The sequence below is a fragment of the Bradyrhizobium sp. genome, from assembly GCF_035701725.1.
Taxonomy (GTDB): domain Bacteria; phylum Pseudomonadota; class Alphaproteobacteria; order Rhizobiales; family Xanthobacteraceae; genus Bradyrhizobium.
In genome coordinates this window covers 1-26,349 of the sequence record NZ_DASSRP010000356.1, presented here as the reverse complement: position 1 = coordinate 26,349, position 26,349 = coordinate 1, and the positions used below count along the sequence as shown (strand labels likewise).

The 26,349-nt window shown below is 62.3% G+C and carries 22 protein-coding genes and 1 pseudogene; 12 read left to right on the top strand and 11 right to left on the bottom strand.

Translation table 11 applies throughout. The features are described from left to right. Positions 1-851, bottom strand: an 851-nt coding sequence (locus VFL62_RS21350; RefSeq protein WP_325174371.1) for an NAD(P)/FAD-dependent oxidoreductase, incomplete at its 3' end; no start/stop codon positions are given. 294 nt (positions 852-1,145) lie between these two features. Here VFL62_RS21350 and VFL62_RS21345 point away from each other — a divergent pair. The 5 genes from VFL62_RS21345 to VFL62_RS21325 all read left to right on the top strand — a co-directional run bounded on the left by VFL62_RS21345 (position 1,146) and on the right by VFL62_RS21325 (position 8,515). After that, positions 1,146-3,827 carry a sensor domain-containing protein gene (locus VFL62_RS21345; protein ID WP_325174370.1) on the top strand — a complete coding sequence of 894 codons (2,682 nt, stop codon included), beginning with the start codon at positions 1,146-1,148 and terminating at the stop codon, positions 3,825-3,827. A gap of 250 nt (positions 3,828-4,077) precedes the next feature. Then, on the top strand, positions 4,078-5,556 hold the full coding sequence (locus VFL62_RS21340; RefSeq protein WP_325174369.1) for a glycerol-3-phosphate dehydrogenase: 1,479 nt from the start codon (positions 4,078-4,080) through the stop codon (positions 5,554-5,556). A gap of 51 nt (positions 5,557-5,607) precedes the next feature. Further along, a complete protein-coding gene (locus tag VFL62_RS21335) occupies positions 5,608-6,792 on the top strand; it encodes an ABC transporter ATP-binding protein (RefSeq protein WP_325174368.1) in 1,185 nt (394 codons plus the stop codon). Next, positions 6,789-7,700 carry an ABC transporter permease gene (locus VFL62_RS21330; protein WP_325174367.1) on the top strand — a complete coding sequence of 304 codons (912 nt, stop codon included), beginning with the start codon at positions 6,789-6,791 and terminating at the stop codon, positions 7,698-7,700. The genes VFL62_RS21335 and VFL62_RS21330 overlap by 4 nt, the downstream gene beginning before the upstream one ends. Next, positions 7,700-8,515 carry an ABC transporter permease gene (locus tag VFL62_RS21325; protein WP_325174366.1) on the top strand — a complete coding sequence of 272 codons (816 nt, stop codon included), beginning with the start codon at positions 7,700-7,702 and terminating at the stop codon, positions 8,513-8,515. The genes VFL62_RS21330 and VFL62_RS21325 overlap by 1 nt, the downstream gene beginning before the upstream one ends. A gap of 58 nt (positions 8,516-8,573) precedes the next feature. Here the strand turns inward: VFL62_RS21325 and VFL62_RS21320 are convergent, their stop codons facing one another. The 4 genes from VFL62_RS21320 to VFL62_RS21305 form a co-directional block, all read right to left on the bottom strand. After that, entirely contained in the window at positions 8,574-9,425 is an 852-nt protein-coding gene (locus tag VFL62_RS21320) for a carbohydrate ABC transporter permease (RefSeq protein ID WP_325174365.1), read from the bottom strand. Further along, the gene (locus VFL62_RS21315; RefSeq protein WP_325174364.1) at positions 9,422-10,291 is read right to left on the bottom strand and encodes a sugar ABC transporter permease; all 870 of its coding nucleotides are present in this window, start codon (positions 10,289-10,291) and stop codon (positions 9,422-9,424) included. The genes VFL62_RS21320 and VFL62_RS21315 overlap by 4 nt, the downstream gene beginning before the upstream one ends. A 155-nt stretch (positions 10,292-10,446) precedes the next feature. Beyond that, complete coding sequence (locus VFL62_RS21310) at positions 10,447-11,814, bottom strand: ABC transporter substrate-binding protein (protein ID WP_414644804.1); 1,368 nt, start codon at positions 11,812-11,814, stop codon at positions 10,447-10,449. Between the two features lie 908 nt (positions 11,815-12,722). Further along, a complete protein-coding gene (locus VFL62_RS21305; protein WP_325174362.1) occupies positions 12,723-13,175 on the bottom strand; it encodes a hypothetical protein in 453 nt (150 codons plus the stop codon). A gap of 393 nt (positions 13,176-13,568) precedes the next feature. Between VFL62_RS21305 and VFL62_RS21300 the strand changes: the two genes are divergently transcribed. From VFL62_RS21300 to VFL62_RS21285, 4 genes are all read left to right on the top strand, one after another. Further along, positions 13,569-14,846, top strand: coding sequence for an MFS transporter (locus tag VFL62_RS21300; RefSeq protein WP_325174361.1), 1,278 nt, complete (start codon positions 13,569-13,571; stop codon positions 14,844-14,846). An 80-nt stretch (positions 14,847-14,926) separates the two neighbouring features. Then, positions 14,927-15,058: a hypothetical protein gene (locus VFL62_RS21295; protein WP_325174360.1), complete on the top strand. Its 132-nt coding sequence runs from the start codon at positions 14,927-14,929 to the stop codon at positions 15,056-15,058. A 127-nt stretch (positions 15,059-15,185) separates the two neighbouring features. Then, positions 15,186-16,043 (top strand): GNAT family N-acetyltransferase, encoded by an 858-nt coding sequence (locus VFL62_RS21290; protein ID WP_325174359.1) that lies wholly within the window; start codon positions 15,186-15,188, stop codon positions 16,041-16,043. Between the two features lie 238 nt (positions 16,044-16,281). After that, positions 16,282-16,491 carry a cold-shock protein gene (locus tag VFL62_RS21285; protein ID WP_325174358.1) on the top strand — a complete coding sequence of 70 codons (210 nt, stop codon included), beginning with the start codon at positions 16,282-16,284 and terminating at the stop codon, positions 16,489-16,491. A gap of 215 nt (positions 16,492-16,706) precedes the next feature. Here the strand turns inward: VFL62_RS21285 and VFL62_RS21280 are convergent, their stop codons facing one another. The 3 genes and pseudogenes from VFL62_RS21280 to VFL62_RS21270 all read right to left on the bottom strand — a co-directional run. Then, complete coding sequence (locus tag VFL62_RS21280; RefSeq protein WP_325174357.1) at positions 16,707-16,925, bottom strand: hypothetical protein; 219 nt, start codon at positions 16,923-16,925, stop codon at positions 16,707-16,709. A gap of 229 nt (positions 16,926-17,154) precedes the next feature. Then, positions 17,155-17,490 carry a hypothetical protein gene (locus VFL62_RS21275; protein ID WP_325174356.1) on the bottom strand — a complete coding sequence of 112 codons (336 nt, stop codon included), beginning with the start codon at positions 17,488-17,490 and terminating at the stop codon, positions 17,155-17,157. 180 nt (positions 17,491-17,670) lie between these two features. Continuing rightward, positions 17,671-17,852 (bottom strand): annotated as a pseudogene (locus VFL62_RS21270) (methyl-accepting chemotaxis protein); the annotation flags it as partial. 196 nt (positions 17,853-18,048) lie between these two features. On the opposite strand from VFL62_RS21270, the gene VFL62_RS21265 reads away from it, so the two are divergent. Beyond that, the gene (locus VFL62_RS21265) at positions 18,049-18,225 is read left to right on the top strand and encodes a hypothetical protein (RefSeq protein WP_325174355.1); all 177 of its coding nucleotides are present in this window, start codon (positions 18,049-18,051) and stop codon (positions 18,223-18,225) included. 61 nt (positions 18,226-18,286) lie between these two features. On the opposite strand, the gene VFL62_RS21260 is transcribed toward VFL62_RS21265, so the two are convergent. From VFL62_RS21260 to VFL62_RS21250, 3 genes are all read right to left on the bottom strand, one after another. Further along, positions 18,287-19,375: a peptidyl-alpha-hydroxyglycine alpha-amidating lyase family protein gene (locus VFL62_RS21260; protein WP_325174354.1), complete on the bottom strand. Its 1,089-nt coding sequence runs from the start codon at positions 19,373-19,375 to the stop codon at positions 18,287-18,289. 115 nt (positions 19,376-19,490) lie between these two features. Further along, on the bottom strand, positions 19,491-22,226 hold the full coding sequence (locus VFL62_RS21255; RefSeq protein ID WP_325174353.1) for an EAL domain-containing protein: 2,736 nt from the start codon (positions 22,224-22,226) through the stop codon (positions 19,491-19,493). Positions 22,227-22,429: 203 nt separating this feature from the next. After that, positions 22,430-23,476 (bottom strand): FecR family protein, encoded by a 1,047-nt coding sequence (locus tag VFL62_RS21250; protein WP_325174352.1) that lies wholly within the window; start codon positions 23,474-23,476, stop codon positions 22,430-22,432. A gap of 125 nt (positions 23,477-23,601) precedes the next feature. Between VFL62_RS21250 and VFL62_RS21245 the strand changes: the two genes are divergently transcribed. Beyond that, entirely contained in the window at positions 23,602-25,404 is a 1,803-nt protein-coding gene (locus VFL62_RS21245; RefSeq protein WP_414644803.1) for a ShlB/FhaC/HecB family hemolysin secretion/activation protein, read from the top strand. A gap of 97 nt (positions 25,405-25,501) precedes the next feature. Continuing rightward, positions 25,502-26,349: hypothetical protein (locus VFL62_RS21240; protein ID WP_325174351.1), on the top strand; the 848-nt coding region annotated here is incomplete at its 3' end.

Sequence of the window (26,349 nt, the reverse complement as noted above, 5' to 3'; positions counted from 1 at the left end):
GGGTCGACCGCATAGTCGATATGATCGACCCATTCGACGTCGGGGCCGAACCGCGCTTGTCCGGCCATATCGAGCGTGAGGTGAACGCCGAGCCCGCCGGGCTCCGGCACTGGATAGATCAGGCGCGAGAACGGCGCGCGGGCCGAACAGGCGAAATAGTTACCCTTTGCGAGATAGGAAGGTGGGATCTTGTCGACCGGCATGCCGTCGATGCTGCGCGCAACCATCGTGGCGCCAAGCCCGGCGGCGTTGATCAGAAGCTTGCAAGAAAGCGACATCGGCGCCTCGCCGCCGGCATCGATCTCGATGCATCCCTGACGGGCTCGCGCGCCGAGCAGCGGGGTGTGAAACGCAAAGGCCGCGCCGGCGTCTTCGGCGTTGCCGCGTAACGCGAGCATGTAAGCATGACTGTCGATGATACCGGTCGATGGCGACAGCAGCGCAGCCTCGCAGGCCAGCGCCGGCTCGAGCGCGCGCGCGGCTTCACCCGAAAGCGTCTGCAGGTCGGTAACGCCGTTGGCCTCGGCATGCGCCCTGATCGAAGCGAGCTTCTCGGTCTCGCTTGGCTTCGTAGCAACGATCAGCTTGCCGCAATTGCGAAAGGGCACGCCTTGTTCGCGGCAATAGCGGTAAAGCGCTTGCTTGCCGCTGACGCACATCTGGGCCATCAGGCTGCCGGCGCGATAGTAGATTCCGGCGTGAATGACTTCGCTGTTGCGGGACGAGGTGACGGTGCCGATTCCTTCAGTCGCCTCCAGCACGATCACTTCGCGGCCGCTTTGGGCTAGCCGCCGTGCGACGGCAAGGCCGATCACTCCCGCACCGACGACGACGCACTCGACTTTTTCCATGTAAGAATCTGATCCGGATTTGGCTGACTGATCCAAGCGGCGGGGAGGATACCGATTTGCAACTTGTGTGTTGGCTGCTCCGGTTGACCGCTGATTTTGGTTGTAACCTGTTCGTTCGGGCAACTCTTTGGATTTGTTCCGGAAGTTTGCCGGCCTAAATCGTTAGTGATCCATTAATCATGTCCCGGCAATTGCCGCAATTTCCGGAGGCAAAGATGCCGGTCCGGGGTACGCGTTTACCTGATCCAAACCCGTGAAGCCAGAAACTCCGGCCAGTAATCCGGCGGGTGACCGATGGCTGACAAGAACTGGCAGGCAGGCGGCGGGATCATGATTCCGGCAGGAATCATGTTGTGCCTGGCTGCGTCGCTTTGGGCCGTAGCCTCGTCCGATCTCGGATCCAGCCTGGTGGGATATCTGGAAACGGCCAATCCCTATTACGTTTCGGAAGCGCTGCTGGGCGGTCTTGTGCTGTGCTCCTTTCTGGTCGCTTTGGGCCTGTGGGTGATGGTGACGCTGCGGCGCTTCAAGCGGTCGCAACTGCGCCGGAATGCATTCATTAATTCTGCGCTGAACAATCTGAAGCAGGGCGTGGTGATCACCAACCCTCGGCAAAAGATTGTCTTCCTTAACGATCGTTACCTCGAAATTTACGGCCTTTCCCGCTCGGACATCCCGCGCGAGATGTCGGGCAGGGAGCTGTTGGAATTGCGTCTGCAGCGCGGAGTGCTCGACGTCAGCGTCGACGAATTCTATGCGCAGGCCGTCGAGCCCGAAGGGCTCATCACCGAACTGCCCAACGGCCAATCCGTTCACGTCAAGCACTTTCCGCTGTCGAATGGCGGGTCGATCACCACGCACGAGGATTGCAGCGAACAGCGGGAGCTGTCGCGCGAACTGGCGGCCACCAAGCAATTCCTCGAGTCGGTGCTTGAAAACATTCCGGTTTGCGTGGCGGCCAAGAACATCGAGGACGGCCGCTACATCTTCGCCAACCGCGCATTCGAGCGTTTCTCGCGCTTCTCGCGCGACTTCATCGTCGGCAAGCGCGCGGACGAGATTTTCACGGCCGATACGGCGGCCAGCATCGAGGCCGCAGACCGCGCCGCGCTGACGGCCGATGGTGCGTTCAACAACGAATTCGTGGTCGAGCGCGGCTCGCGCAAGCGGGTGCTTGCCAGCAGTCGCGTGATCGCGCGCAATGACAAGAATGAGCCCGCATTCCTGGTCGCGCTGTTCGATGACGTCACCGATCGCCACGTGCTTTCCCAGGAGCTCGAGAGCACCAAGAAGTTCCTCGAACTCGTCGTCGACAATATTCCCGTCTCGCTGACGGTCGAACGGGCAAGCGATGGCCGCTATCTGCTGGCCAATCGCAGCGCGGAAACTATCCTCAACCGCCGCCGTGAAGAGGTGGCCGGGCTGACCGCGGCGGAAATCTTCAACGAACGTGAGGCCAGGCTGATCGTCGCGCGCGACGAGGCCGCGCTCAAAGGGCGGCGGCCGCTCACCGAAGAGCATCCGATCAGCACCAAGGACGGCCTGCGGCTGTTCCTGACGCGGCGTGTCACCGTGCTCAATAGCGCCGGCGAGCCGCAATATCTGATCAAGACCCACGAAGACGTCACCGACCGCCGTCAGACCGAGTCGCGCATGGCCCACATGGCCTATCACGACGGCCTGACCGATCTGCCGAACCGCGCGGCGTTCCTGCAGGCATTGACGCAGATGATCGAGGCCTGCACCGAGGCCGAGGAGGAGTTCGCCGTTCTCTCGATCGACCTCGACGGTCTCAACGAAGTCAACGACGTGTTCGGTCATGCGGTGGGCGATAAGCTCCTGATCGAGGTGGCCCAGCGCATGCAGGCGTCCGCGCGCGGTGGCGTGGTGGCGCGGTTGTCGGGCGACGCGTTCGGCCTGATCATCGACGGCAAGCAGCCGATCGCCGGCATGCTGCTGGCGGAGCAGATCGCCGAGGCGCTAGCCAAGGAGTTCGTCATTGACGGCAAATCGGTTCGCACCGGGGCTACCACCGGCATTTCGATCTTCCCGCACAACGGGCGCGACGCCGCATCTCTGCTCGCCAATGCCGGCGCCGCGCTATCGCGTGCCAAGGCCAAATCGCGCGGCACGATCAGCATCTATGAGCCGGAAATGGACCAGCAGATCCGCGACCGGCGCGTCCTGCATCAGGACCTCTCGACCGCGATCAAGAACGGCGAAATTTCCCTCTACTATCAGCCGCAGGCATCCTCGCGTCTGGGTGCGGGGAATGGCCAGATCATCGGATTTGAGGCGCTGGCGCGCTGGAAACATCCCATACGCGGCTTTGTGCCGCCGTCCGATTTCATTCCACTGGCGGAAGAAAGCGGTCTGATCTTCGAGATGGGCCAGTGGATTTTGCGCGAAGCTTGCCGCGAGGCGGCCTCCTGGCCGGTGCCTTTGCAGGTCGCCGTCAATCTATCGCCGGCGCAATTCATGCATGGCGACGTCGTCAGCCTCGTGCATTCGATCCTGCTGGAGACCGGTCTCGTGCCCGGGCGGCTGGAGCTTGAAATCACCGAAGGCGTGCTGATCGAGGATTTCGATCGCGGCCTATCGCTGCTGCGTCGGCTGAAGGGGCTAGGGGTCCGCATCTCGATGGACGACTTCGGCAGCGGTTATTCTTCGCTCAGCTACCTGCAGGCCTTCCCGTTCGACAAGATCAAGATCGACCGCGCCTTCGTCATGAATTTGGGACGTAACCCGCAGTCGGCGGCGATCGTGCGCGCGGTGATCGGCCTCGGCCACGGTCTGGAAATGTCGATTGTCGCCGAAGGCGTCGAAACCCAGGAACAGCTCTCTTTCCTCGCCGAGGAGGGTTGCGACGCGGTGCAGGGCTATTTCATTGGGAAGCCGCTTCCCATCGAGCAGTACGACGGGCTCATCGGCCGCGCGTCCAGCGAGACCTCCCGGCCGGCGCGCAAAACCGGTTAATTCGAAACCGGTTCATTCTTGCGCCATTTCCGTCAAGCACAAGCCAGGTCACGCTATAGCTAGTAGAGTGGATTTGACATTCGCTCGCCGCCGAGTCGCCGATTCAAAGCGAATGTCAAATCCAAAACTCCACTAGATACCCGTGTTTGCTAGAGGTCCTTCGATTCTAACATTTGCAATACTGACTGCTGAGAAGGGATGCAAATGTTAGAATCGAACCACTAGCGTCGCGAATCGGGCGTTGTAGCGTATGGCGGACTACGATCTTGCGATCATCGGCGGTGGGATCAACGGCGTCAGCGTGGCGCGGGAGGCTGCCGGCCGTGGCCTGCGGGTCCTTCTGATCGAGCAAGGCGACCTCGGCGGTGCGGCCTCTTCCGCTGGCGGACGCCTGATCCAGGGTGATCTGGCAGTGCTCGAGCGCAGGGCCTTTCGCCGTACCCGCGCGGCACTCGCCGAGCGAGATACCTGGATGCGGATCGCGCCGCATCTGGTCCGTCCCGCAAGTTTCGTGATTCCAGCCCATTCCGACGAACGCCCACCCTGGCTGCTTCGGCTTGGGCTCTTGGTCTACGACCGCCTGGCGCCGCCGGATAGCCTGCCGTGTTCGGCCGCGATCGATATCACCCATCATCCGATCGGCGATGCGTTGCAGCGGCCTTTTGGTACGGCTTTCGGCTATTCGGACTGCCTGGTTGACGACACCCGGCTTGTGATTGCGAGTGCGAGAGATGCCGCGGAACGAGGCGCCGAGATCCGCACCGGCGCGCGATGCGTGCGCGCCGACCGTAGTGATGTCTGGCGGCTCGTGGTGATCGATCGCGGCCATCGTCATGTGATCACTTCAAGGGCGCTGGCGAACGCTGCAGGCGCCTGGGCCGCGACGGTCGCGGAGACCGTGCTGCGGGTGGCGCCGCCGCGGGCCAGCCTCGTCAAGCTCGGCCAGATCGTCGTCCGCCGCCTGTTCGACACCGACAACGTCTACGTTTTGCAGAACGCGGATCGAAGGCTGGTGTTCGCCAGTCCCTATCAGCGCGACTTCACCATGATCGGCAGCATTGCCCGAAGCTTCAAGGGCGATCCGGCGGCGGTGTCGATGTCGGCGAATGAAGTCAGTTATCTCTGCGACGCGGCCAACCGGTATTTCCGCGAGCACATCGATACATCCGACGTGATCAGGTCGGTAGCCGGCGTCAATCTCGTCACGGGGCGTCCCGGCAAGCGATTTGCCCGCGAGGGCACGACGACGTTCGATGCACGCCGGCGCAGGGCGCCGCTTCTGACGATCTTCGGCGGCGATATCACGACGGCTCGCCTGCGAGCCGAGCGCGCGGTCTCCCGTCTTGCGCCATTTTATCCGATGTCGCCGCCTTGGAGTGCGCAAGCCGCCCTTCCGGGTGGCGATTTTGCGCCCCAGAACTTCGAGGCCGAGGTGGAAAACGCGCGCGAGCGCTGGAAATTCCTGAACCCTAATCAGGCGCTACGCCTGGTCTCGGCCTATGGCTCTCGGCTCGGCGAGGTGCTTGGCGAGGCCAAACAGAAGAGCGATCTCGGCGAGAGCTTTGGGCCGGAGCTGACGGCGGCGGAGGTTCGCTATCTCATGACCAAAGAGTGGGCGCGCTTTCCCGATGATATTCTCTGGCGCCGTTCGAAGCTGGGGCTGACCATGGAGCCGGCCGACCGCCAACGCCTGGCGGCGTTTATGGCGGCGCACCCGCTGCTCTCTTGAGCCGCGGCCGATCCACCGCTAGCTTGCCGCCACTATGGGCGGGCTGAGACCATGAACGACGACATTGCGAAGACCGCGGTTGACGCGGCTTCCCCGGCGACCGAATTGCCGGCCGCGTCCGGCACGCCGCTGTTGCGCATTGATGCTGTCGTCAAGACGTTCGGCGGATTCCGTGCCGTGGATGGGCTGTCGCTCGACATTCACAGGGGTGAGTTGTTCGCGTTGCTGGGCCCGAGCGGGTGCGGCAAGACCACACTGCTGCGGATGCTCGCCGGTTTTGAGACGCCCGACGCCGGCCGCATCCTGCTCGACGGCAGGGACATTGTGCAGATGCCGCCGCATCAGCGTCCGGTGAATATGATGTTCCAGAGTTATGCGCTGTTTCCGCACTTAAGCGTCCGCGACAACATTGCGTTCGGGCTGAAGCGCGCTCGCATGGCGTCGGCTGAGATCGATGCGCGCGTCGCCGAAATGGTCGCGCTGGTCAAACTTGAGGGCATGGAGAAGCGCAAGCCGGACCAGCTTTCCGGCGGGCAGCGGCAACGCGTGGCGCTGGCGCGCTCGCTGGCGCGGCGTCCACAGCTGTTGCTGCTCGACGAGCCGCTTGCCGCGCTCGACAAGAAGCTGCGCGAAAGCACGCAGATCGAGCTGACGGAATTGCAGCGGCGGCTCGGTCTCACCTTCGTCATCGTGACCCACGATCAGCAGGAAGCGATGACGATGGCAGACCGAATCGGCGTGATGGACGCCGGCCGCCTGCAACAGGTCGCACCCCCTCGCGAACTCTATGAAGCGCCGCGCTCGCGCTGGGTCGCCGAATTCGTCGGCGACATCAACCTCATCGCGGGCAAGCTCGAAACGGCGGGCGAGCACTATCCGACGATGGCGCGGCGCATGGCCATTTCAACCAATGAGGCCGGAACGCTCCATGTCGCAGAGCCGCGCCAGGCGCTGACGAGGACCGATGTTTGCGTCGCCATCCGTCCCGAAAAGGTCAAGTTGTCGCGCCGGGCGCCGGCGTCCGAAGACATCCGCGCGATGAACCGCCTCGAAGGGGTGGTGACCGATGTCGGCTATCTCGGCGGCGTCACCTGCTACAAGGTCAAGCTCGACAGCGGCGCGGTGCTGCGGTCGTCGGTTGCCAACACCGCCCGGCTCGACATTGACGCCTATGCGGCGGGACAGCGCGTCGTGGCATGGTTCTCGCCGGACGATTGCGTGGTGCTCGAGCAATGAGCGGCCGCGCGATCTTTACCCGCCCGGCGCGGCTGGTCGCGATCGCGCCCTATCTCTGGATGGCGCTGTTTTTTCTGGTGCCGTTCCTGTTCGTATTGAAGATCAGCCTGTCGCAGACCGCGATCGCGCAGCCACCCTACACGCCGGTGTTCAACCTCGTCCAAGGCGGGGACGCCATCCGCGAGGCTTTTGGCGCGCTCTCGTTCGACAATTTCCGCCTGCTGCTCTCCGACAACCTCTACGTCCTTTCATATCTGCGCAGCCTGACCGTCGCTGCGATTTCCACCGCGATCCTGCTCCTGATCGGTTATCCCATCGCCTACGGCATGGCGCGTCTGTCGCCGCGCTGGCAGGCCGTCGCGATGATGCTGGTGATCGTCCCGTTCTGGACCTCGTTTCTGATCCGCATCTATGCCTGGATCAACATTTTGCAGCATGATGGCCTGCTCAATCAGGTCCTGCTCGCGCTGCATATCGTCTCGACGCCGGTGGTCTGGCTCTCGACCGATGGGGCGATGTATCTCGGCATCGTCTATTCCTATCTGCCGTTCATGATCCTGCCGCTTTACGCGACGCTCTCCAAACTGGACCCGGCGTTGCTCGAGGCAGCGAGCGATCTCGGCGCCTCGCCGCGCCAGGCGTTCTGGCAGGTGACATTCCCCTTGTCGCTGCCCGGTGTCGGCGCCGGCGCGCTGCTTTGTTTCATTCCGATCGTCGGCGAGTTCGTCATTCCGGATCTGCTGGCGGGTTCGGATTCGCTGATGATCGGCCAGACGCTCTGGCTCGAATTCTTCACCAACAAGGACTGGCCGGTGGCATCGGCGGTCGCGGTGGTACTGCTGCTTCTATTGGTGGTGCCGCTGGTGCTGTATGACCGCCTGCAGCGTCGGCAGCTGGAGCGGACTTGATGGCGCGGGCGGTGAACAGGCTCAGCCGTTTCAACATCACAGCGCTGGCGCTGGGGCTCGCCTTTCTCTATCTGCCGATCGTGATCCTGATCATCTATTCCTTCAACGCCTCGCGGCTGGTGACGGTGTGGGGCGGCTGGTCGCTGCGATGGTACGGCGAGTTCTTCAATGACAGCGCGATGATCGACGCCGCTTGGATGAGCCTGCGCGTCGCGGCGACGTCGGCGACGCTGGCGACGATCCTGGGCACGCTTGCGGCGATCGCGCTGTCGCGCGGCGCCAATTTCCGGGGACGCTCGCTGTTCTCCGGCATGCTCTATGCGCCCTTGGTGATGCCGGAAGTGATAACAGGGCTTTCGCTGCTTCTGCTGTTCGTTGCCGTCAACGCCGAGCGCGGTTTCTGGACCGTCGTCATCGCGCACACCACACTGACGATGTGCTTCGTCGCCGTCGTGGTGCAGGCGCGGCTCGGCGCCCTCGACAATAGCCTCGAAGAAGCCGCGATGGATCTCGGCTGCGCACCGGCGCATGCGTTCCTCTCCGTCACCCTGCCGCTGATCCTGCCGTCGCTCGCGGCCGGCTGGATGCTCGCTTTCACGCTCTCGCTCGATGATCTCGTGATCGCGAGCTTCACCACCGGTCCGGGCTCGGCGACGTTGCCGATCCGGATCTATTCGGAGGTGCGGCTCGGCGTCAAACCGGAAATCAATGCGATCTGCACCCTGGTGGTGGCGCTGATCGCGCTCGTGATCGTGGCGGCGTCGCTGGCCTCGAAAATCTCCGATGCGCGGGGCAAGAGCGCCGCGCCGTTGTGACACTTTTGTGATTCCGGGTCTGGTGCTGGCGCACCATCCCGGAATGACTGCGCATTTCTCACGATTTCACCGCGCCCGCGGTCAGTCCGCCGACCATGTAACGGCGGAACGCGTAGTAGATCGCCGCCGGCGGCAGCGCGTAGATGAAGCCGGTCGTCATCAACAGTTCCCATGGCGAATCGTCGGCGGACAGGAAGTTGCCGAGCGCCACCGGCAGCGTGATGTCGCGGTCGTTCGACAGCAGCAGGAATGCATAAAGATATTCGTTCCAGGCGAGCAGCACGGCATAAGTGCCGATCGCCACCAGCGACGGCATCATCAATGGCAGGTAGACCAGGCGGAAAATCTGCAGCGGTGTCGCGCCATCCATGATCGCGGCTTCATCGAGTTCGACCGGCAGCTTGTCGGACGCCTGTTTCAAAACCCAGATGGCATAGGGGCATGCGATCGTCACCATCGCCAGAATCAGCGACCAGTGGGAGTTGAGCAGGCCGTAATTGCCCATGGTGCGGTACATCGGCACGGCGAGGAACGCCGCCGGAATGAAATAGGTGAACAGCGCGAGGTTGAGCACGACGCGCCCGCCGGGCACGCGCAGCCGCGAGATCGAGAATGCGGCGGCGGTGGCGATCATCAGTGTCAGCGCGCCGGCGGAGGCCGCAATCAGCGCCGAATTGCCGAACTGAACCCAGAAGTCGCGCAGGAAGTAATGCTGCTGGTGAAATACGATCTCGAAATTGTGGAGGGTCGGGTGCTCGGGCCACAATTTGCCGGAGAAGGCGTCTTCCTTCGGCGAGATCGCGAACAGGAACATGTGATAGATCGGAATCATGGTCCAGATCAGCACGGGAATGCCGATCAGGATCAGCCGCGCCTCGGTTGCTGTTTCGCGCAAGGTTGGCAGCTTCATCGCGACAACCACTTCATCATGAAATAGACCAGCGGCAACACCAGCGGCATCGCGCAGACGATCGAAGCCATCGCGAGATTGAGCTGGTCGAGCCGCAGATAGCGAATACCGAGCGTCGAGAGCACATGGGTCAGATCGGCCGGGCCGCCGCCGGTCAACAGATAGACGCTGTTGAAGTCGCCGAGCGTCCAGATCATCGAGAGCAAGGTGCAGGTGAGATACAGCGCCTGCATCGACGGCCAGGTGATGAAGCGGAATTTCTGCCACCAGTTGGCCCCGTCGACGTCGGCGGCCTCGAACAGATCCTGCGAGATCGCTAATCTCCCGGTCATCAGGATCAGCGTCCAGAACGGCAGCGATTTCCAGATGTGGACGCCGATCGCCATCGCCAGCGCCACCGCTGGATCGTTCAGCCAGTTCGGCCCGTCATCGCCGGTGAACTTGAAGATCAGCTGGTTCACCACGCCCCATTCCGGATTGAGCATGAAGCGCACCGAAAGAATGGTTGGGATCGATGGTACCGCCCAGGGCAGGATAAAGATCACCGACAGCCATCTGATCCAGGCGCGCTGCTGCACGAAGAAGCCGGACAGAAACAGCGCGATCAGCATTTTCAGGTTAATGCCGATGACAAGGAAGATCAGCGTGTTGACGGCGGCGCGGGTGAAAATGGGATCGTTGACCAGTGCGACATAGCTTGAGGGATGCCGCGCCAGCCAGAAGCCATAGCCGACCGGATAGACGACGAAAGCGAGAAACACGAGCAGATAGGGCGCGATCAGCAGGATGCCCCACACCTGCGGCGCCGACAGCCGCGGCGAGAGCGGGGCGCCTGGTACGTCGGATGCTGAGATCGTGATCGCCATTGCTTGTCGTGCTCTATCCTGCGTTCCCCGGACGCTGCGCACCGTGAAACGGTGCGCTGCCGAGCCGGGGTCCATCTTGCGTCGTCATTTTCCTGGGTCCCGGATCTGCGTCGCACCACTCTCGTGATGCGCCGCGTCCGGGACACGAAGCCGCTCTACCCCGCGACCTCCTTGATGCGCGCGATCAGTTCGTCGACCGCCTTCTCCACCGGCACCTTCTCGCTGACGACGCGGTTCATCGCCTTCGCCCACACATTTTCATTGTTGAGGATCGTGAACTTCCAGTTCTTGGTGAAGTCGAACGGCTGGGTGCCGCCGGTGAACTGGGTCCAGACCGCCTTGCGATGGCGATCGGCCTGCCAGAACGGGCTCGCCTGGCTCGCCGTCGTCACCGGAAACCAGCGGCCGAGCGCGCCCTCGATATAGGGCCGCACGTTTTCTTCCTGCAGCAGGAAGCTGATGAACTGCTTGCCTTCGGCTTTATGTTTGGCGGCAGTGAAGATCAGCCCGGTCTTGACGTCGGAACGATACTTGATCACGCCGCCGTCCGGCTTGTGCGGGAACGAAGCCGTGATGATGTCTTCTTCATAGGCCTTCTTGCCGGCGGCGCGTTGTTCGTCCGTCAGCGCCGGGTTGGTGGAATCCTCGAACCACTTCGCCGCGATCGAGATCGTGAAGTTGTGCGTCATCACGATCGTCTTGTTGTGGAAGGCGACGTTGTTGTCGGGGTCCTTCCAGGTGGTGGAGGAGGGCGGCGTGCAGCCTTTGATGTAGGTGTCGGTATAGTCCTTCAGCGCCTTGATCAGGCCGTCGCGGACCTTGGGGTCGTCGACCAGGAGCTTGCCGTCGTCATCGACCAGATGGACGTTATAGGCGTCCATGAAAGTGTAGAACGACTGGAACGAGTCGGTGGATTCAACGCCCATCGGCTGGCCGATGCCGTAGATGCGCTGTCCGCTCGCTTTACGGATCGCCGGCTGCACCTTGTCGCACCAGAACGACCAGTAGTCCTCCCACTTGGTCGGAATGTCGCTCTGCTTGAAGCCGGCTTTCTCCAAGAGATCCTTCCAGATCTGCACATGCATGCTCTGCTGCTTCAGCGGAAAGCCGTAATAAGCGCGCTTCTTGGTCTGGTCGTTATAGAGATAGGTGGTTTCCAGCGTGTTCGGCGCGAAGGCGCCCTTGATCGGCAGCAGGATGTCGGAGAGATCCTCCAGCTTGCCCTCATAGGCCCATTTGCCCTGCGCCTGCACATCGTAGGAATCGGAGAAGGCGACGTCCGGAACGGTTCCGGAATCCAGCGCCGCGACAGTCTTTGGAATCATGTCCTGGATCGCGTACTGCGATAATTCGACCTTGATGCCGGTCTTGGCCTCGAACTTCTTGATGGCAGCGATCAGCGCGTCGTCTTCGGACTTGTAGAAGCCCTTGCTCCACCACACGGTGATGGTGGTCTGCGCGGCGGCCGGGCCGGCAACGAACAGCACCGCGGCGGCGGCAAAAAACGCAATGGTTCGGCGAATTGTCAACGTCCCTCTCCCTTGGTGGCGCCGGCCTTATTATTAACCGGTCGGGTGAAACACTAGCGCAGGCGGCCGACATGTCCAGCCGGTTCTTGTCGCACTTAGGTAGCGGGATGAACCGCCTAACCGTCGTTTGGGCCACGTTAACGCCTCGTCAACAGCTGTCATTCCGGGGCGCCCGATAGGGCGAGCCCGGAATCCATTGACTCCAGGAATTTTTGAGGCGCGATGGATTCCGGGCTCGCGCCAAGGCGCGCCCCGGAATGACCGAAGAAAAAACTGCTCGGCATGAGATCCAGACACACCTCCGCGCTTCCCGCCCCGCAAAATGCGACCGGGTTCGCATCGTTCTCGCTCGCCGCCCGCAGAGGGCGTGGGGAATGCCGGGCGCTTGGCGCACCCGCAGCCTCGTGTGTAAAAAAGTAAACACACGAGTTAGTCACCACAGGCTTGCCGAAACGATCCGGCATTCCCGCACGCGCATGGTTTTAACGGTTTCCTTCGTGCTCGCCCCGGAGACCGGGCTTTGTTGTCTCCGTGGGTGACAACGCTTTACGCGTTGCACCGGATATCAGCGTCGGGATATCAGGCCCACACGACTTTGCCGTCCGCTCCCGTGACGTCGTCTGCGCCACGACAAGCGTCCACCGCATCCCGCGCCCAACGTTCGTGACGATCGCGAAACGCCCCTCGTGAGGGCGGGGACAGCCGGAATCACTAAGGCTGTTTCTACCAAACCGCGAAGCGATTTATTTTTGCGCGAGAGGCTGGACACGCGGTCGGAAGAGCGCGCGGGTGATTTGCCCGTCGGGCAAATCACCCCTCAGCGGCCACTTTCGCGAAAGTTAGAATTAAGAGGACCACCAACAAGGACGGGCCTTTTTGTCCATCAGGACGCCAAAGACTGCTCAGGTGCCACCACCCGTGTCGGCCGTCCAGGAATGCACGGCAAGCCACAGCATGAACACCTGTACCGGGGTTGGCACGTCGTCCGGCAGGTCGAGGGTGATGTCGGACAGCGGGAAGAAATATCGGGCAGGCACGATGGCGCCGAGTTTTGCGCCGCTATCGGACAGAACGTTGAACGTTTTTGCGAAATAATGTGCTGGCTTCATCAGCCAGGTTCTGCCGTCGTGCTCGATTTGCCGGGCATCGGTCAGAATCGACGTTGTCTTCTCGGCCACGACGGCCTCATCGCCGCGAAACAGTGAAAATGACAGACCAAGCGAGCTCGTCGCCTTGGCCATGTACTCTTGCCCGTCGAGGGAAAATGGCGACCGTTTCACAAAATCGAGCGATGTAATGACTTGATCGCCCCGGCTGACGTCGATGAACTGCTTGCGTCTTCGAGCCTTGAGCATCCCCAATTTCCCCCGAAGCCATATACCACTGCGTCGAAAGCCTGAACACCGTCGCGTTGACGCTTCGACAGAAGACCGACATTCGCCGCCCAAGGACGCGGCGAGAATTGCAGTCCCAACCGATAGAACTCGCGGCAGCGCAGCAATCGCGCGGCCAATGCGCATTCGCGGCTTCCGCTAAAAGTCTTAAACGGCCCTTGATCGAGATCAAAGCGCGTCGTTGGCGCGAAGCCGAACCTCATTTGAATAAAAACAAGAAAGAGAAGCCGATATCGCGGGCGCGTTTCACCTCGGCGGCATCCTCATGCAACCGATGATTTCAGGGAGATATGCATGGCTCAAATAGCGATTGATCAAGCTAAATCAGTTCCGAAAAACTTCCGGACCGTGATCATGGCCGCGGCCGGCGGAAATGTTATCGAGTGGTACGATTTCTATATTTTCGGGAGTTTGGCGACCATATTGTCGGTCAAATTCTTCGAGAAAAGCCATCCTGTTGCGGCGCTGCTCTCGACGATCGCGCTGTTCACCGCGGGCTTCCTGGTTCGCCCCATCGGTGCATTCGTGTTCGGCTGGCTCGGCGACCGGGTGGGTCGCAAATACACCTTCATCATGACGCTGGTCGGCATGGCGCTGGGCACCGGCGCCATCGGATTGATTCCGACCTTCGAGCAGATCGGCTTGAGTGCCGCGATCATCCTGTTTTGCCTGCGCATGCTGCAAGGTCTTTGCCTGGGCGGCTCCTATGGCGGCGCCATTACCTACGTTGCCGAGCACGTGTCGGACGAACGGCGCGGTTACTATACAGGTTGGCTGCAGACCTCGCCGACGCTGGGGATCGTGCTGTCGCTCATCGTGATCATTGCGACACGCTCCTATTTCGGCGAGGCCGTGTTCAATGCATGGGCGTGGCGCATTCCCTTCCTATTCTCGTTCTTGCTGGTCCTCGTGACGCTCTACATGCGATCCAATTTCGAGGAGTCGCCGGTGTACGCCGAGATCAAGGCCAAGGGGATCACCAGCAAGAATCCCTGGCGTGACGCCTTTCTCAATCCACAGAATCTGAAATACGTGGTGATCGCCACCATCGTGGTGCTGGGCGAGGGCGTGGTCTGGTACTCGAGCCAGTTCTGGGCGCTGTTCTACCTGCAGACGGTTTCCAAGGTGGACACGTTGACGAGTTCCTTCATCGTCGGAATTGGCCTCGTGATCGGCACCCCGTCGCTGGTGCTGTTCGGATGGCTGTCGGACATCATCGGACGAAAACCCGTCATCCTGGGCGGCTTCCTGCTTGCGGCGTTGACTTACTATCCGCTGTATTCGTGGCTCGGGTCCGTGACCCAGCCCGGCGCCGTCAACATGCCGATTGCGGTCCTGATCGTCGCCATTCTGGTCTGCTATGTGGGGATGGTCTACGGACCGATCGGTGCGTTTCTTGCCGAGTTCTTCCCGGGCAGGATTCGCTACACGGCGGTCTCCATGCCCTACATGATCGGCAATGGCTGGGGCGGCGGCCTGGTGCCGTTCATCACCACGGCGGCATATCAGTCGACCGGCAGTCTTGCCTATGCGCTGATCTACCCGATCGCGGTGCCTGCGGTGTGCCTGGTCTTGAGCCTGTTCCTGATGCCTGAGACCCGCAAGATGAGTATCTGGGCGCACGAGGGATAATCGATTTGAAGCGTAGACCTCGGGGCTCGAAAGAGCCCCGAGGGGCTTGATCGGGATTTGGGATGCCGCGGGAGGTATCCATGCCGACAGAAATTCCTGTCCGCGTCGCGCGATCCTATGCGACTGAGGCGATGGTTGCCTTGATGCTCTCCGTCCTGGCCGCAGCTATCGACGGTGCCGTCTTCTTCACCATCGTATGGGCCTACAGCTAGGGTCCCGATTCCGAAGTTCGTGGCAGCTTGCGCGACGAAGAACGCGAGCAGTCGCGATTCAACCGAGGCCGCAGCGGTTGCAGATTCGACACTTGAGATACCGGCATCAAGCGCGGCATGATCGGGTATGACAAGATCCGCAACAGACGGTTTGCGCATCCGCACGCTTGGTCCCGACGAAGTCCCGCTTGCCGTCGACTGGGCCGCGGCCGAGGGGTGGAATCCCGGCCTCGCCGATGCTGCCTGCTTCACGACGGTCGACAGCGAAGGCTTCCTCGTCGGCGAACTCGAAGGCGAGCCGGTCGCGACCATCTCCTGCGTCAATTACGACGACCGCTTCGCCTTTCTCGGCTTCTACATCGTGCGCCCGGATTTGCGCGGGCGGGGCTACGGTCTTCGCATCTGGCGAGAGGCCATCGCGCATGCCGGCGCGCGCGTGATCGGGCTGGACGGCGTCGTGGCGCAACAGGCCAACTACAGGAAATCCGGCTTTGCGCTGGCTTACGCCAATATCCGCTACGGCGGCATAGCTGCGCGAATGGACGCACCGAAGGCAGGCGTCGTCGCGCTCGGCGACGTTCCCTTTGCGATGGTGGAGGCGTCGGACGCCACCGTGTTTCCCGCGCCGCGCACGCGCTTTCTGCGTGCCTGGATCGCTTCGTCCGGCCATATCGGGCGTGCGCTGTTGCGTGACGGCCAGCTCGCAGGGTGGGGCGTGATCCGCCCCTGCCGGCAGGGCAGGAAAATCGGCCCGCTGGTTGCCGACGATCGCGCGGCGGCCGAAGCGGTGCTGTCGGCGTTGCTGGCTGCGATCGGCGGTGCCGAGATTTTCCTCGATGTACCCAGCGTCAATTCCGAAGCGGTCGCTCTGGCAAAGAGCATAGGACTTTCGCCAGTGTTCGAGACAGCGCGCATGTACACCGGCGCAATCGCCCCGCTGCGAACCGAGCGGATATTCGGCGTGACGACGTTCGAGCTTGGATAGGACGACGTCGCGCGCCGACGCCTGCTCGACCTTGGCTGAGCAGCAACGCCTATAGGCGCGGCGCTACGGTGTCGTTGCGCTTGTAATATGGTGGAAAGAGTATATATTGCATCTGTTCGATCAGCCGCTGTGCCTTGTTGAATGCGCCCGCGGGCTCCTTTTCCAAAGACATCGACGAAGTTGAATTGAATCGCGCGATCGCCGCGCGAGATTGCGCATGTGCGCTTTGGAGAAGAGAATGACGACAGGTACTGTGAAGTGGTTCAATGGTCAAAAGGGCTTCGGATTCATCCAGCCGAACGACGGCGGCAATGATGTGTTCGTGCACATCAGCGCGGTCGAACGCGCCGGGCTTTCCGGCTTGGCCGAGGGACAGAAAGTGACGTTCGAGATCCAGACCGACCGCATGCGCGGCAAGGTCAGTGCGGCCAATCTTTCGCTGGCCTAAGCGAACTGCGCCTTTCCACGGATGTACTGGAAGGCGCGCGATGCCCGCTCAACCGATGGGTTGGGCGGGTTTCTTGTTTTTGTAACCAGCGTGGCCGGCAGTTTGCCTGCGGTTCATGGCGAGCGAGCAGGGGCGGCTGGGTCGAGACTTGGCTCGCGGTGTTGCCCGACGAGGCAGAGGCAAATCACCGCCAGAGTTGCTCGGTCAGTCCTGCCCTACACCGCGCGCCAGAGATCGGGTTTCTTCTTGTCATTGAGGTGGCGAACGCGGGCGACGTGAGGGGAATGACCATTCCGTTGCGCCCACGCAATCGCTTCGCGCTGGGTCCCAAATGTTCCAAGCGGATGATCCGCGTGGTCTTCAACGATGTAGTCGGTAATCGGACTTCCTTCAGACCTGCCCTTCGGGCGCGCCTCAATAAAAACGGTAGCCATGTCTCCTCCTTCATAGATGAGGGTTAGGCTCCTGAACTCATGGAGCAGGACATAAAACGCGGTATTTATTCGCGCAAATTCGCGCCCCATGGGTTGACTCAGATCAAGCGATCAGCGGCGGCTTGACCTGGAAGCCGGCTCGCATCGCCAAAGCGTCCACATCCCGTGAAGGCCGTTTCAGCCCCGCGCCAGTGATCCTGATAGGAAGTCAAGGCTGCAAGCTGCGATCTCAGACTTTCCTGCCATGTTGGCGCCACAGGCTGTACGCCAAGCTCCAGTCGGGCACTTGATCGACGACAAAGCCGTATGTTTTTCCGCTACCCAGCGAGCGGAAATTTTTCATCGCGTTCCGATGAGCGCCGCTGGTGACAAAGCGGTGCATGCTCGCTTTATCGTTCCAGACCGTCATGGTGTGATAGTTGCCGTCGATTATTCGCGCCTCGACCTGCACGATTCCTGGAGCCGTGCGGGCCTGATTGAGCGATCTCAGCGTGCGCCACCAAAACGCCGGAAGCGAAAGCCAGCCGTTTGGACGAAAACCTGTAACCGAGACATAGACGGGCATTCTGCAGCCGGAACGTTGGATCACCTCTTGGACCAAGAAACGTCCGGCGGACTTCGATGGATCACCTCTTCAATTGACGGCGCAGCAGCACGTCGACCGGACGTTCGATTGTGCATTCCACGAGGATCGTAGCGGTCGTCGTGGGTCACAGGCCGACATCATAAGGCCCTCCCGCTGTTATCAAGCGGCGCGCACCGTATCCAGGAACTTCCCGGCATCGAACCGCAGGAAGATTGCTTTTCGTGCGACAGCGATTGGGCTGCCGACAGCACCTGCGAAGATGCCGTACCGGTTTCAGTCGCGCCGCGCTGGACGTCGACGACATTGGCGGACACTTCCTGGGTGCCTAGCGCGGCCCTGCGCTTGCGGAACTTCGTCCTGAATTGCGCTCCGGCCCACGGGCGCGCGCGACCGCCGGTTCACGGAAATGATCACCTGCCAAAAGTATTACGTGATCCTACTTAGGGACTTTTCAGTAAGGAATCGCGCGGAATACCGCAGATCGGCCGGCTTCATTAATAGTTCATTGAAAGCGGCTGGCCTCGGGGCGGTGTCGAGATGACAAACGAGACGACAAAAGTACTGCTCATCCTCGTCCTGTTTGGTGGGCTTCGCGCCGCGATCTTTGCCACCGACATAGGGACGGCGCGGATCGGGATGCGCTGTCGCCAGTTTTTCGACTGGATGATGCCGCTGGTCTGGCCGGCCAGGTCCCACCATCATCGCCACGCCTAAACGCGGCGCGTGATGCGCCCAGGGTTCTTTTGAGCTGACTTTCTCCCGGATCTGGCACGGCTCAATGCAGGATCAGCTTCTGCACCCGCCAGTTGGCGGTCTCGGCCGCATAGATCAGATTTTCTGACGGGCAGGCAAGCCCGTGGGCGCCGGAAAACTCCTTCAGTTCGCGCCCCGATTTGCCGATCACGCCCAGCACCTTGCCGTCGAGGGCGACTTTGAAGATGCGTCCGGGGAAGGTCGTTTCGCCGACGAACATCACCTGGTTCGGGCCCGGCGTGATGCAGATCGCATTCGGCGCGCCGATCACCTGACTGAGGCGCTCGCCGCTCGGCGTGTTGCCGTAGACCGCGCGCGTCGTCAGATCCGGCGGCACATCGATCGAGAACATCCGCAGGAATTTGCCGTCGGTATCGAACACCTGAATGCGGTGGTTGGAGCGGTCTCCGACATAGACGTTGTCGTTGTTGTCGATGGCGATGGCGTGCGGCAGATGGAATTGGCCGGGCCCGGTGCCGGGCTCGCCCCAGGATTTCACCCACTGGCCGTGGGCGTCGAACTTGGCGATCCGCGAATTGATGTAGCCGTCGGAGATGTAGGTATTGCCGCGCGAGTCCCAGGCGATGTCGGTCGGCTCGCGGAACAGGCCGTCGATCGGCGGCAGCGGCGGGTTGACGTGCTCCCACGGCTTGGCGCCGTCGGGAGATTCCTTGCGGCGGCCGAACACCCACTGCACGCGGCCGGCCGGATTGAATTTGACGATCATGTCCGAGCCCTTGTCGATGGCCCAGATGTTGTCGTCCTTGTCGATGCGTACGCTGTGCGCGAAGGCCCAGGCATATAGTCCCTTGCCGATCTCGCGGATGAAATCGCCCTCGGCGGTGAATTCGAGCAGTTGTGCCGCGGTCGGCGCATAGGCCGGGCCGCTCGCGCTGTTGGAGCGCGTGAATACGAAGACGTGGCCCTTGGAGTTGACGGCAACCCCGGGCACCTCGCCGAAATTCATGCCGTCCGGCAGTTTCGGGAAGTCCGGCACGGAATCGAAGGCGATCTGCGGTACGGTTTCCTGCGCCAGGGAAGGTGGGACAAGGCAGAGCTGGGCAAGACACGTTGCCGTTAGCAGCAGGCTTGCGGTGATCAGCGCCTTCATTCGAATTCCTCCCTGTTGTTTTTCGCTCGCGCACACGGGCTTTGGCCGTGCAGGCTATCACAACAAGGGCAGGGCGAAACGCGGCGGGCTATGCGTCCCCTGAGGAGCCTTTCGCTCAGGATGCGGACTGGACCGCGAGCCGGCCGTCAGCAGTATCGAGAGCGAGGAAGCGGCCCTCGAATTCGGCGACCGGCACCGGCCGGCTGAAGAAGTAGCCCTGGCCCTCTTCGCAGCCCATGGTGGCGAGAAGATCGGCCGTGGCGCTGTTCTCGATGCCTTCGGCGATCACCGAAAGACCGAGCTGGTGACTGAGCGTGACCGTCGAACTGACGATCGCGGCATCGTCGGGATTGGTCAGGAGGTCGCGAACGAAGGAGCGGTCGATCTTCAGACCGTCGAGCGGGAATTTCTTCAGGTAGCTGAGGCTCGCATAACCGGTGCCGAAGTCGTCGAACACGAGGCGCACGCCGAGCTTCTGGATTTGCTCGAACGTCGCGAGCACCCTGGCTTCGTCGAGCAACAAGATGTCTTCGGTCACTTCAAGCTCGAGTAGCGAGGCCGTGAGGCCGGTCTTGGCCAACACGTCGGAGACCGATTTGGCAAGATCGCCGGAATGAAGCTGCGAGGGCGAGAGGTTGACGCCGATGCGCAAGGCGCGCCCGGTCTGCTCCCAGACTCGCGCCTGACGGCAAGCGGTCTCGAGCACCCATTGCGCGATGCGTTCCGAAATCGAGGACGTATTCACCACCGGCATGAACTCGGCCGGCGAGATCAGGCCGCGCACCGGATGGCGCCAGCGAATGAGAGATTCCGCGCCCACCAGCTCGCCGCTGCCGAGATGGATCTGGGGCTGGTAGAACAGTTCGAACTCATTGCGCTCGACTGCAGTGGCAAGCTCGGCCTCGAGCATCAGGCGCGTCTCGACTTCCTCGCGAATCGCGGCTTCGAACCGCACGCAGCCGCCGCGCCGGGTCGACTTGGCGCGGCGCAGCGCCAGGTGGGCGTTCGACAACAATTCGTCGACATGGCTGGCGTCGACCGGGAATATGGCGGCGCCGATCGAAAGGCGGACGCGCTGCGACAGGTTGCCGGTCACGACCGGCTTGTCGAAGCTCGCCAGGATGCGTTTGGCCATAGCGCCGGCGCGTTCGATCGCCTCCGGGCCGGCAACGGCGATCGCGAATTCATCGCCGCTCAGCCGCGCGACGAGAACGTCGGCCGTTTCGTCTTTGAGGCGGTCGGAGACCGCGCGCAGGATGCGATCGCCGTTGGAATGGCCGAGCAGATCGTTGATCTGCTGGAAGCCGTCGAGCCCGACGATCAGAAGCGCGACCTCGCCGTGCCCGGCCTGAGCGGCCGTGATCTGCGTGGCCAGCTTCGTCTCGAGCGTGTGGCGATTGGCAAGGCCGGTCAGCGTATCGTATTCGGCGAGATAACGGATCTTTTCCGCCTCCCGCTTGCGAACCGAGATGTCGCGCAGGATGGCGCCGTACTGCAGCCCGTCCTCGCCCTGCCAGCGCGAGAAGCTGGCCTCGACCGGAAACACCTCGCCATCGCGGCGGCGTGCCTGAAATTCGACGACCTGGCCGAGCGCCAGCGCATGCACGTTATGGATTGAGAATGCGGGATCGGCGTCGGTCGCCGCCGCACAGATCGTGTCGAACGGCTGGCCGATCATCTCGGCCGAGCTGTAGCCGAAAATCGCGGTGGCGCCGGGATTCCAGACCGAGATCAGATAATCCGCATCGGTGCAGACAAGGCCGTCGCCGAGCGACATCGCGATACGCTGGAACCGGTTCTCGGCAATGCGGCCGAGCAGATCGCGAACGTCGATCTCGTCGAGCCCGATCGCCAAGATGTAGACGGCAACTGCGATGTGCAGCAGCGAGGTATCGAGGATCAGCGGATATCGCGTCTGCAGCAGATAGGCAGCCGCCTCGACGACGACGGCGATCGCCGCGAGCACGGCGACGCGCTTACCGGCCGACAAGATCCGCCATGACAACATCATCGCTGACATCAGCGCGCAGAGCGTGATCAACGTCGTCGTCGCCGAGGTCCAATGCAGGATGCGGCCGCGCAGGATCGATTCCGCCGCCAGCGCCTGCAGCGCTGGTCCGGAAACGATGCCGCCGTTCGGGATGCTGAAGCGGTCGCCAAGTTCGAGCGCGGTGCCGCCGATGATAACCTTCTTGCCCTTGAGCCGCTCCAGCGTACCGTTGCGGCCGTTCAGCACGTCGACAAAGGAAACGCGGGGAATGCTCTGGTGCTGGATCGCAAAGTCGATGACAAAGGAGCCGCGCCGATCGTCGTATTCGCCGGCGAGAACGGCGCCCATCGAAGGCAGGAATTCGCCGTCGAGTTTCTGGCCGAACGGATAATAGCGCACCAGCCCGTCCGGCTCGATCGCGACATTGACCACCGCGGACCAGGCAAAGGGACGGAACAGGCTTAAGGGGCGGTTGAAGAAGGTCGTGCCTTCCGGACCCGGTTGGCGGAACGAGGGCAGCACCACCGATCCGCCGGCATCCTTCAAGGCATCGAGGAACAACTGATCGGAGACCGCATCCGAGGGCGTGCTGAAATCGACATCGAATACGATATCGCTGGCGCCGGCCCGTTCGAGCTGCCGTACCAGCTCGGCATGGAGCCGCCGCGGCCACGGCCAGACGCCGATCTGCTCGATCGACGGCGCGTCGATGGCGACGATGACGATGTCGCTGCTCGAGGGGTGCGACTGCCAGGCGAAGCGCAGGTCAGCGAGCACATGGCGCAATCCACTGTGCCAGCCGCCGACGACCACGATCGTCAAGACCGCTGCGACCAGAGCATGTGGCCGTATTCGCTTCAATTGCCCCGTCCCCCCGACGGCCGTAGCCGTCGTCAGCTCGTGCGGCGTTCAGAAGTCCGCATCATTGTGGCCGCGAGTTCGTCATGCGGATTCTGAACCAAGCCGCACTCGATCAAAAAGTTTACCAGTGTCCTTCAAAGCCGAAGTTCGAAACGTGCTTTCGAAAAATGCTGCGAACTTCGGCATCGGGACATCCTTTCGCGTCAGTGCTTCCTGTTGCCGATACCATGGCCATTGCCGACCCCGCCGTTGCCGTTGCCATTGCCATTGGCCGGGTTGCCGTTGCCGTTGTTGTTGCCGTTACCGTTGTTGGCGCTGCCGGCATTGGTCGCGGCAGCGACCGCGGCCGAGGTCGACGAGGCGCTGTTCGAGCTGCTATTGCCGTTGCTGCTCGCGCTGGCCTCGGTCGATACGCCGCCTGACGGGCCACTGCCCCAGACCGTGTTGTTGTTGACGATGTTTCGGCTCGTGCTCGCGACTGCGCCCGAGGCGCGGGCCAGTCCATGGGTGACTTTGTGGAAGTCGAGCTTCACTTCGCCGAGCGCGGCGTGAATTCGCAATGTGCCGGGTCCGGTCACGTGGCCGGCGGTCCGCTGGCCGGACCATCCGCCTTTCGGCACCGGAATGCGGTCGACCGAAGGCGCACGAGGCTTGCCCTGTTCGATCGGATTGAAGGTGCCGGCGCCGCTGAGCGACAGGCCCGCTTTGCCGTGCTGGAATACGGTTGCGCTCTGGCCCGGCATCACCTGCGCGATCTGGCCCGATTTGAAGTCGGCGACTTCGACCTGGCCGCGCATGACGTCGACCTTGGTGTTGCCGGCATTGACCGAGACGCGGAATTGCGTGCCCTTGACCACTGCGGCGAGATAAGGCGTCTCGACTTCAAAATGCTTGACGTTGCGCTTTTCGACCTCGAGCAGGATCGAGCCGGCGCGCTGGACAATGGTGGTGGAGAGTTCCTGCTTCTGCTCGGTGGGCAGCCCGACCACCGAATTCGGTGCAATCAGAATGCTTTCCTCGCCGCGCACCAGCAGCACACGGCCGTTGCGCCCGGTGCGGATCGTATCGCCCGGCTTGAGTTGATCCTCTACCTTCAGCGACGCCTGCTGGACGTCGCCATTGCCAATCCAGACCTCGCCGGATGACTTGCTGACCGACCATACGCCGCCCTCGGCGGCGAACACCTGCGACGCCGTCACGACGGCAAGCGCAGCCAGAACCACACGCAGGCAGTTACGGGTCATACTCATGATTGTTTCCCTTCAGCCTCAGAAAGCGGAGGCTAAGCGCAAACAATCAACATTGCGTGAGTAAACCCGGCGGTTCTTAAGGCCGCCGTTAACGGTTCGTTGACCATATAATCCTATCAAAATTCATGGATCAGAGATTATCGGGGCGAATTTCCGATTTGCGTCCCGTAGCTTACGGGCGTGCCAAGCCATCGGCCGGCCAGCGGCGGTCGCTGCTCGCCCTCGGATTTGCCGCCCTGCTGACGTTGGCGTCGACGCCGGCCCTGCGCGCACAGCAGGCGACCCCGCCGGCCTACGATCCGAGACAGATCGAACAGCGCTTCAACGACAACCAGTCCGAACGGACGCCGGCCGAGCAACCCCGTCTGCCGATCCCGAGGCCGGCCGAGGGCGCAGCCGCCGCGGCCGATCCGAGGCCGCTGTTTGTGCTGCGCCGGGTTGCGATCACGGGCGCGAATGCGATCCCGCACGAGCGGTTGGCGGCGGCCTATCACGGCTATATCGGCAGGAAGGTTTCCCAGGCCGATCTTGCCGCGATCGCTACGGCCATCAGCGAGATCTATCGCAACGAAGGTTTTCATCTCAGTCGCGCGATCGTTCCGCCGCAGGATATCGCGGGTGGGACCATCCGCGTTCAGGTGATCGAAGGCAGCATCACCGCGATCGATCTGAAGGGCGAGGGCGCCGAGGAGTTCGGCGTGCGTCCCATGCTGGCGCCGCTGCTGGCCGAGCAGCCGTCACGGCTGGCAAGCCTGGAGCGAAAGCTGCTTTTGATCAACACGCGTCCCGGCGTGCGCATCACCGACACGACGCTCGAGGAGATCGGCAACGGCAGCGGCCGCTTTCGACTGACCGTGTTCGTGAAGACCTGGCATGTCTACACTTCTTTTGGCCTCGACAATCTCGGCGCCTCGGCCGTCGGGCCGTGGCAGACCTACGCGACCGCGGCGTTCAACTCCTATTTGACGCCGGGCGATACGCTGGCGGTCAATCTGTCGACCACGCCCGGCGATCCGCGCGAGCTTGCCTTTGTCCGCCTGTCCTATGACACGCCGATCGGCAATGACGGCTGGAGAGCCGGCGCATCGGGCATTTTCAGCACGGTGTGGCCCGGCGACTATCGCCATGCGTTCGCCGACAACACGGTCACGGAGGCGCTGCAGCTGCGCACCAGCTTCGCGCCCCTGCAATCGCAGCGCTCGGCACTGACATTGACGGCGGCCCTGGACGTCAGCAACGTTTCCGAAAGCGATCTGTTCGGACCGATCTACAGCGATCGCATCCGAACGCTCAGCCTGACGTCCGATTACCGCCTGCAGGACGGCTTCGGCGGCAACAACTACCTGACCGCGACCTTGCGTCAGGGCCTCGACATTCTGGGCGCCTCGTCCCACAACGACGATTTCGTCTCGCGCACCAACGCCTCGCCGACGTTCACGGCGTTCAACGCCTGGTTCACCCGCTACCAGACCCTGGCGGACGCCTGGTCGCTCAAGGTGGCGGCCGCCGGACAGGCGGCCTCCGGCCCGCTCTATCTGTCGCAGCAATTCTATCTCGGCGGCGCCGCGTTCGGCCGCGGATACGGCGCGGCTGAAACCAGCGGCGACAACGGCATGGCCGGCTCGCTCGAACTGCGCTTCGACCAGAAGCTCAATTCGAAATTCCTCACCGGCTATCAGCTCTACAGCTTCATCGACAGCGGCGTCGCCTGGAATACCGGCTTCAAGTACACCGACGGCGTTTCGCTGGTGTCTGCCGGCGGCGGCGTCCGCTTCTTCCTCAACAACAATACGCAAGCCGATCTCGGCGTCGCGGTGCCGCTGAGCTACCGCTCACCCGACAATCCCGGCCGCGACGTGCGTGTGCTGTTCTCGATTACGACCGCGCTGGAACTGTGTCCGGCAAGAGCTTCCACGCGCTGCCTCTAGCGCCGCCGGTCCGTTGCCGCGGCCCGTCGCTGCTGCCACACTTCCCCTCCAATTCGTCGTCAACACGGGCGATGTCGATCGCAGATGGAATGAGACGATGAAACGCGCCGCAAGCCTGTTCGCCGCCTTCGTTGCGCTGCTCGCGGCGCAGGCGGCCTGCGCGCAACCAAGCTCGCCCGATCGGCCCGGGCAGGGCGAACGCCTTGCGGCCTACCAGACCGCCCTGAGTAAATTCGAGCAGGTGCTGCGCCAGCGACGCGCGCAACTCGATTCACATCAGGCGCTGCCCAATCTGCCGGGACAGCCGCTTTATCTCGCCCGCAACGAGATGATCAGCGCCTACAAGGATCTCACCGATGTCGACCCGTCCAGGATCGGCAAGCCCAACAAATTCAAAATCCCGCCGGCCTATCTCGAGGCGGGCAACGAGCGGCTGCTCGATGAATATTTCAAGCTGTTCGACATCCTGGATGCGCCGCCTGCGAACGCGCAAAATTCCGACACGCCGTTCAAGGATGTCGTTTCGCTTGGCATCGCGATCGCGCGCGCCAAGGGCCTCGACGCGACGAATGCGGAAGTCGCTGGCCGTATTGCCCTTGGAATCTTTTTTGCCGAGACCAACGGTGTCCAGAACGCGGGCAATGCGCGCTCCAACAAATACAAGGGGAGTTTTCAGACCGGCCCGTCCGAAGATCGCGCGGGGCAGGCGGCCTGGGCGGCGATCAAGCCGCGGATCGCCGCGTTCGATCCGGCGCTGATCCGGCGCGACGCGCAGGAAGAGGCCCGCGCCGGCAATTCCGATCATCGGTTCAATCATTGGACCGGTGTGCGCGACGGATTGATGGCAACCCATGCCGACATTTTCCCGCAAGTCGCGGTCATCGCCAAAGTGCTGCCCGACCCGATCGATCAGATGAAGCTGTTCGAACTGATGCAGATCATTCC

Excerpts from the sequence above, each read along its gene's own strand:
- VFL62_RS21345 (WP_325174370.1), top strand. The coding sequence starts at position 1,146 with ATGGCTGACAAGAACTGGCAGGCAGGCGGCGGGATCATGATTCCGGCA.
- VFL62_RS21340 (WP_325174369.1), top strand. The coding sequence starts at position 4,078 with ATGGCGGACTACGATCTTGCGATCATCGGCGGTGGGATCAACGGCGTC.
- VFL62_RS21335 (WP_325174368.1), top strand. The coding sequence starts at position 5,608 with ATGAACGACGACATTGCGAAGACCGCGGTTGACGCGGCTTCCCCGGCG.
- VFL62_RS21330 (WP_325174367.1), top strand. The coding sequence starts at position 6,789 with ATGAGCGGCCGCGCGATCTTTACCCGCCCGGCGCGGCTGGTCGCGATC.
- VFL62_RS21325 (WP_325174366.1), top strand. The coding sequence starts at position 7,700 with ATGGCGCGGGCGGTGAACAGGCTCAGCCGTTTCAACATCACAGCGCTG.
- VFL62_RS21320 (WP_325174365.1), bottom strand. The coding sequence starts at position 9,425 with ATGAAGCTGCCAACCTTGCGCGAAACAGCAACCGAGGCGCGGCTGATC.
- VFL62_RS21315 (WP_325174364.1), bottom strand. The coding sequence starts at position 10,291 with ATGGCGATCACGATCTCAGCATCCGACGTACCAGGCGCCCCGCTCTCG.
- VFL62_RS21305 (WP_325174362.1), bottom strand. The coding sequence starts at position 13,175 with ATGCTCAAGGCTCGAAGACGCAAGCAGTTCATCGACGTCAGCCGGGGC.
- VFL62_RS21300 (WP_325174361.1), top strand. The coding sequence starts at position 13,569 with ATGGCCGCGGCCGGCGGAAATGTTATCGAGTGGTACGATTTCTATATT.
- VFL62_RS21295 (WP_325174360.1), top strand. The coding sequence starts at position 14,927 with ATGCCGACAGAAATTCCTGTCCGCGTCGCGCGATCCTATGCGACTGAG.
- VFL62_RS21290 (WP_325174359.1), top strand. The coding sequence starts at position 15,186 with ATGACAAGATCCGCAACAGACGGTTTGCGCATCCGCACGCTTGGTCCC.
- VFL62_RS21285 (WP_325174358.1), top strand. The coding sequence starts at position 16,282 with ATGACGACAGGTACTGTGAAGTGGTTCAATGGTCAAAAGGGCTTCGGA.
- VFL62_RS21280 (WP_325174357.1), bottom strand. The coding sequence starts at position 16,925 with ATGGCTACCGTTTTTATTGAGGCGCGCCCGAAGGGCAGGTCTGAAGGA.
- VFL62_RS21275 (WP_325174356.1), bottom strand. The coding sequence starts at position 17,490 with ATGCCCGTCTATGTCTCGGTTACAGGTTTTCGTCCAAACGGCTGGCTT.
- VFL62_RS21265 (WP_325174355.1), top strand. The coding sequence starts at position 18,049 with ATGACAAACGAGACGACAAAAGTACTGCTCATCCTCGTCCTGTTTGGT.
- VFL62_RS21260 (WP_325174354.1), bottom strand. The coding sequence starts at position 19,375 with ATGAAGGCGCTGATCACCGCAAGCCTGCTGCTAACGGCAACGTGTCTT.
- VFL62_RS21250 (WP_325174352.1), bottom strand. The coding sequence starts at position 23,476 with ATGAGTATGACCCGTAACTGCCTGCGTGTGGTTCTGGCTGCGCTTGCC.
- VFL62_RS21245 (WP_414644803.1), top strand. The coding sequence starts at position 23,602 with ATGGATCAGAGATTATCGGGGCGAATTTCCGATTTGCGTCCCGTAGCT.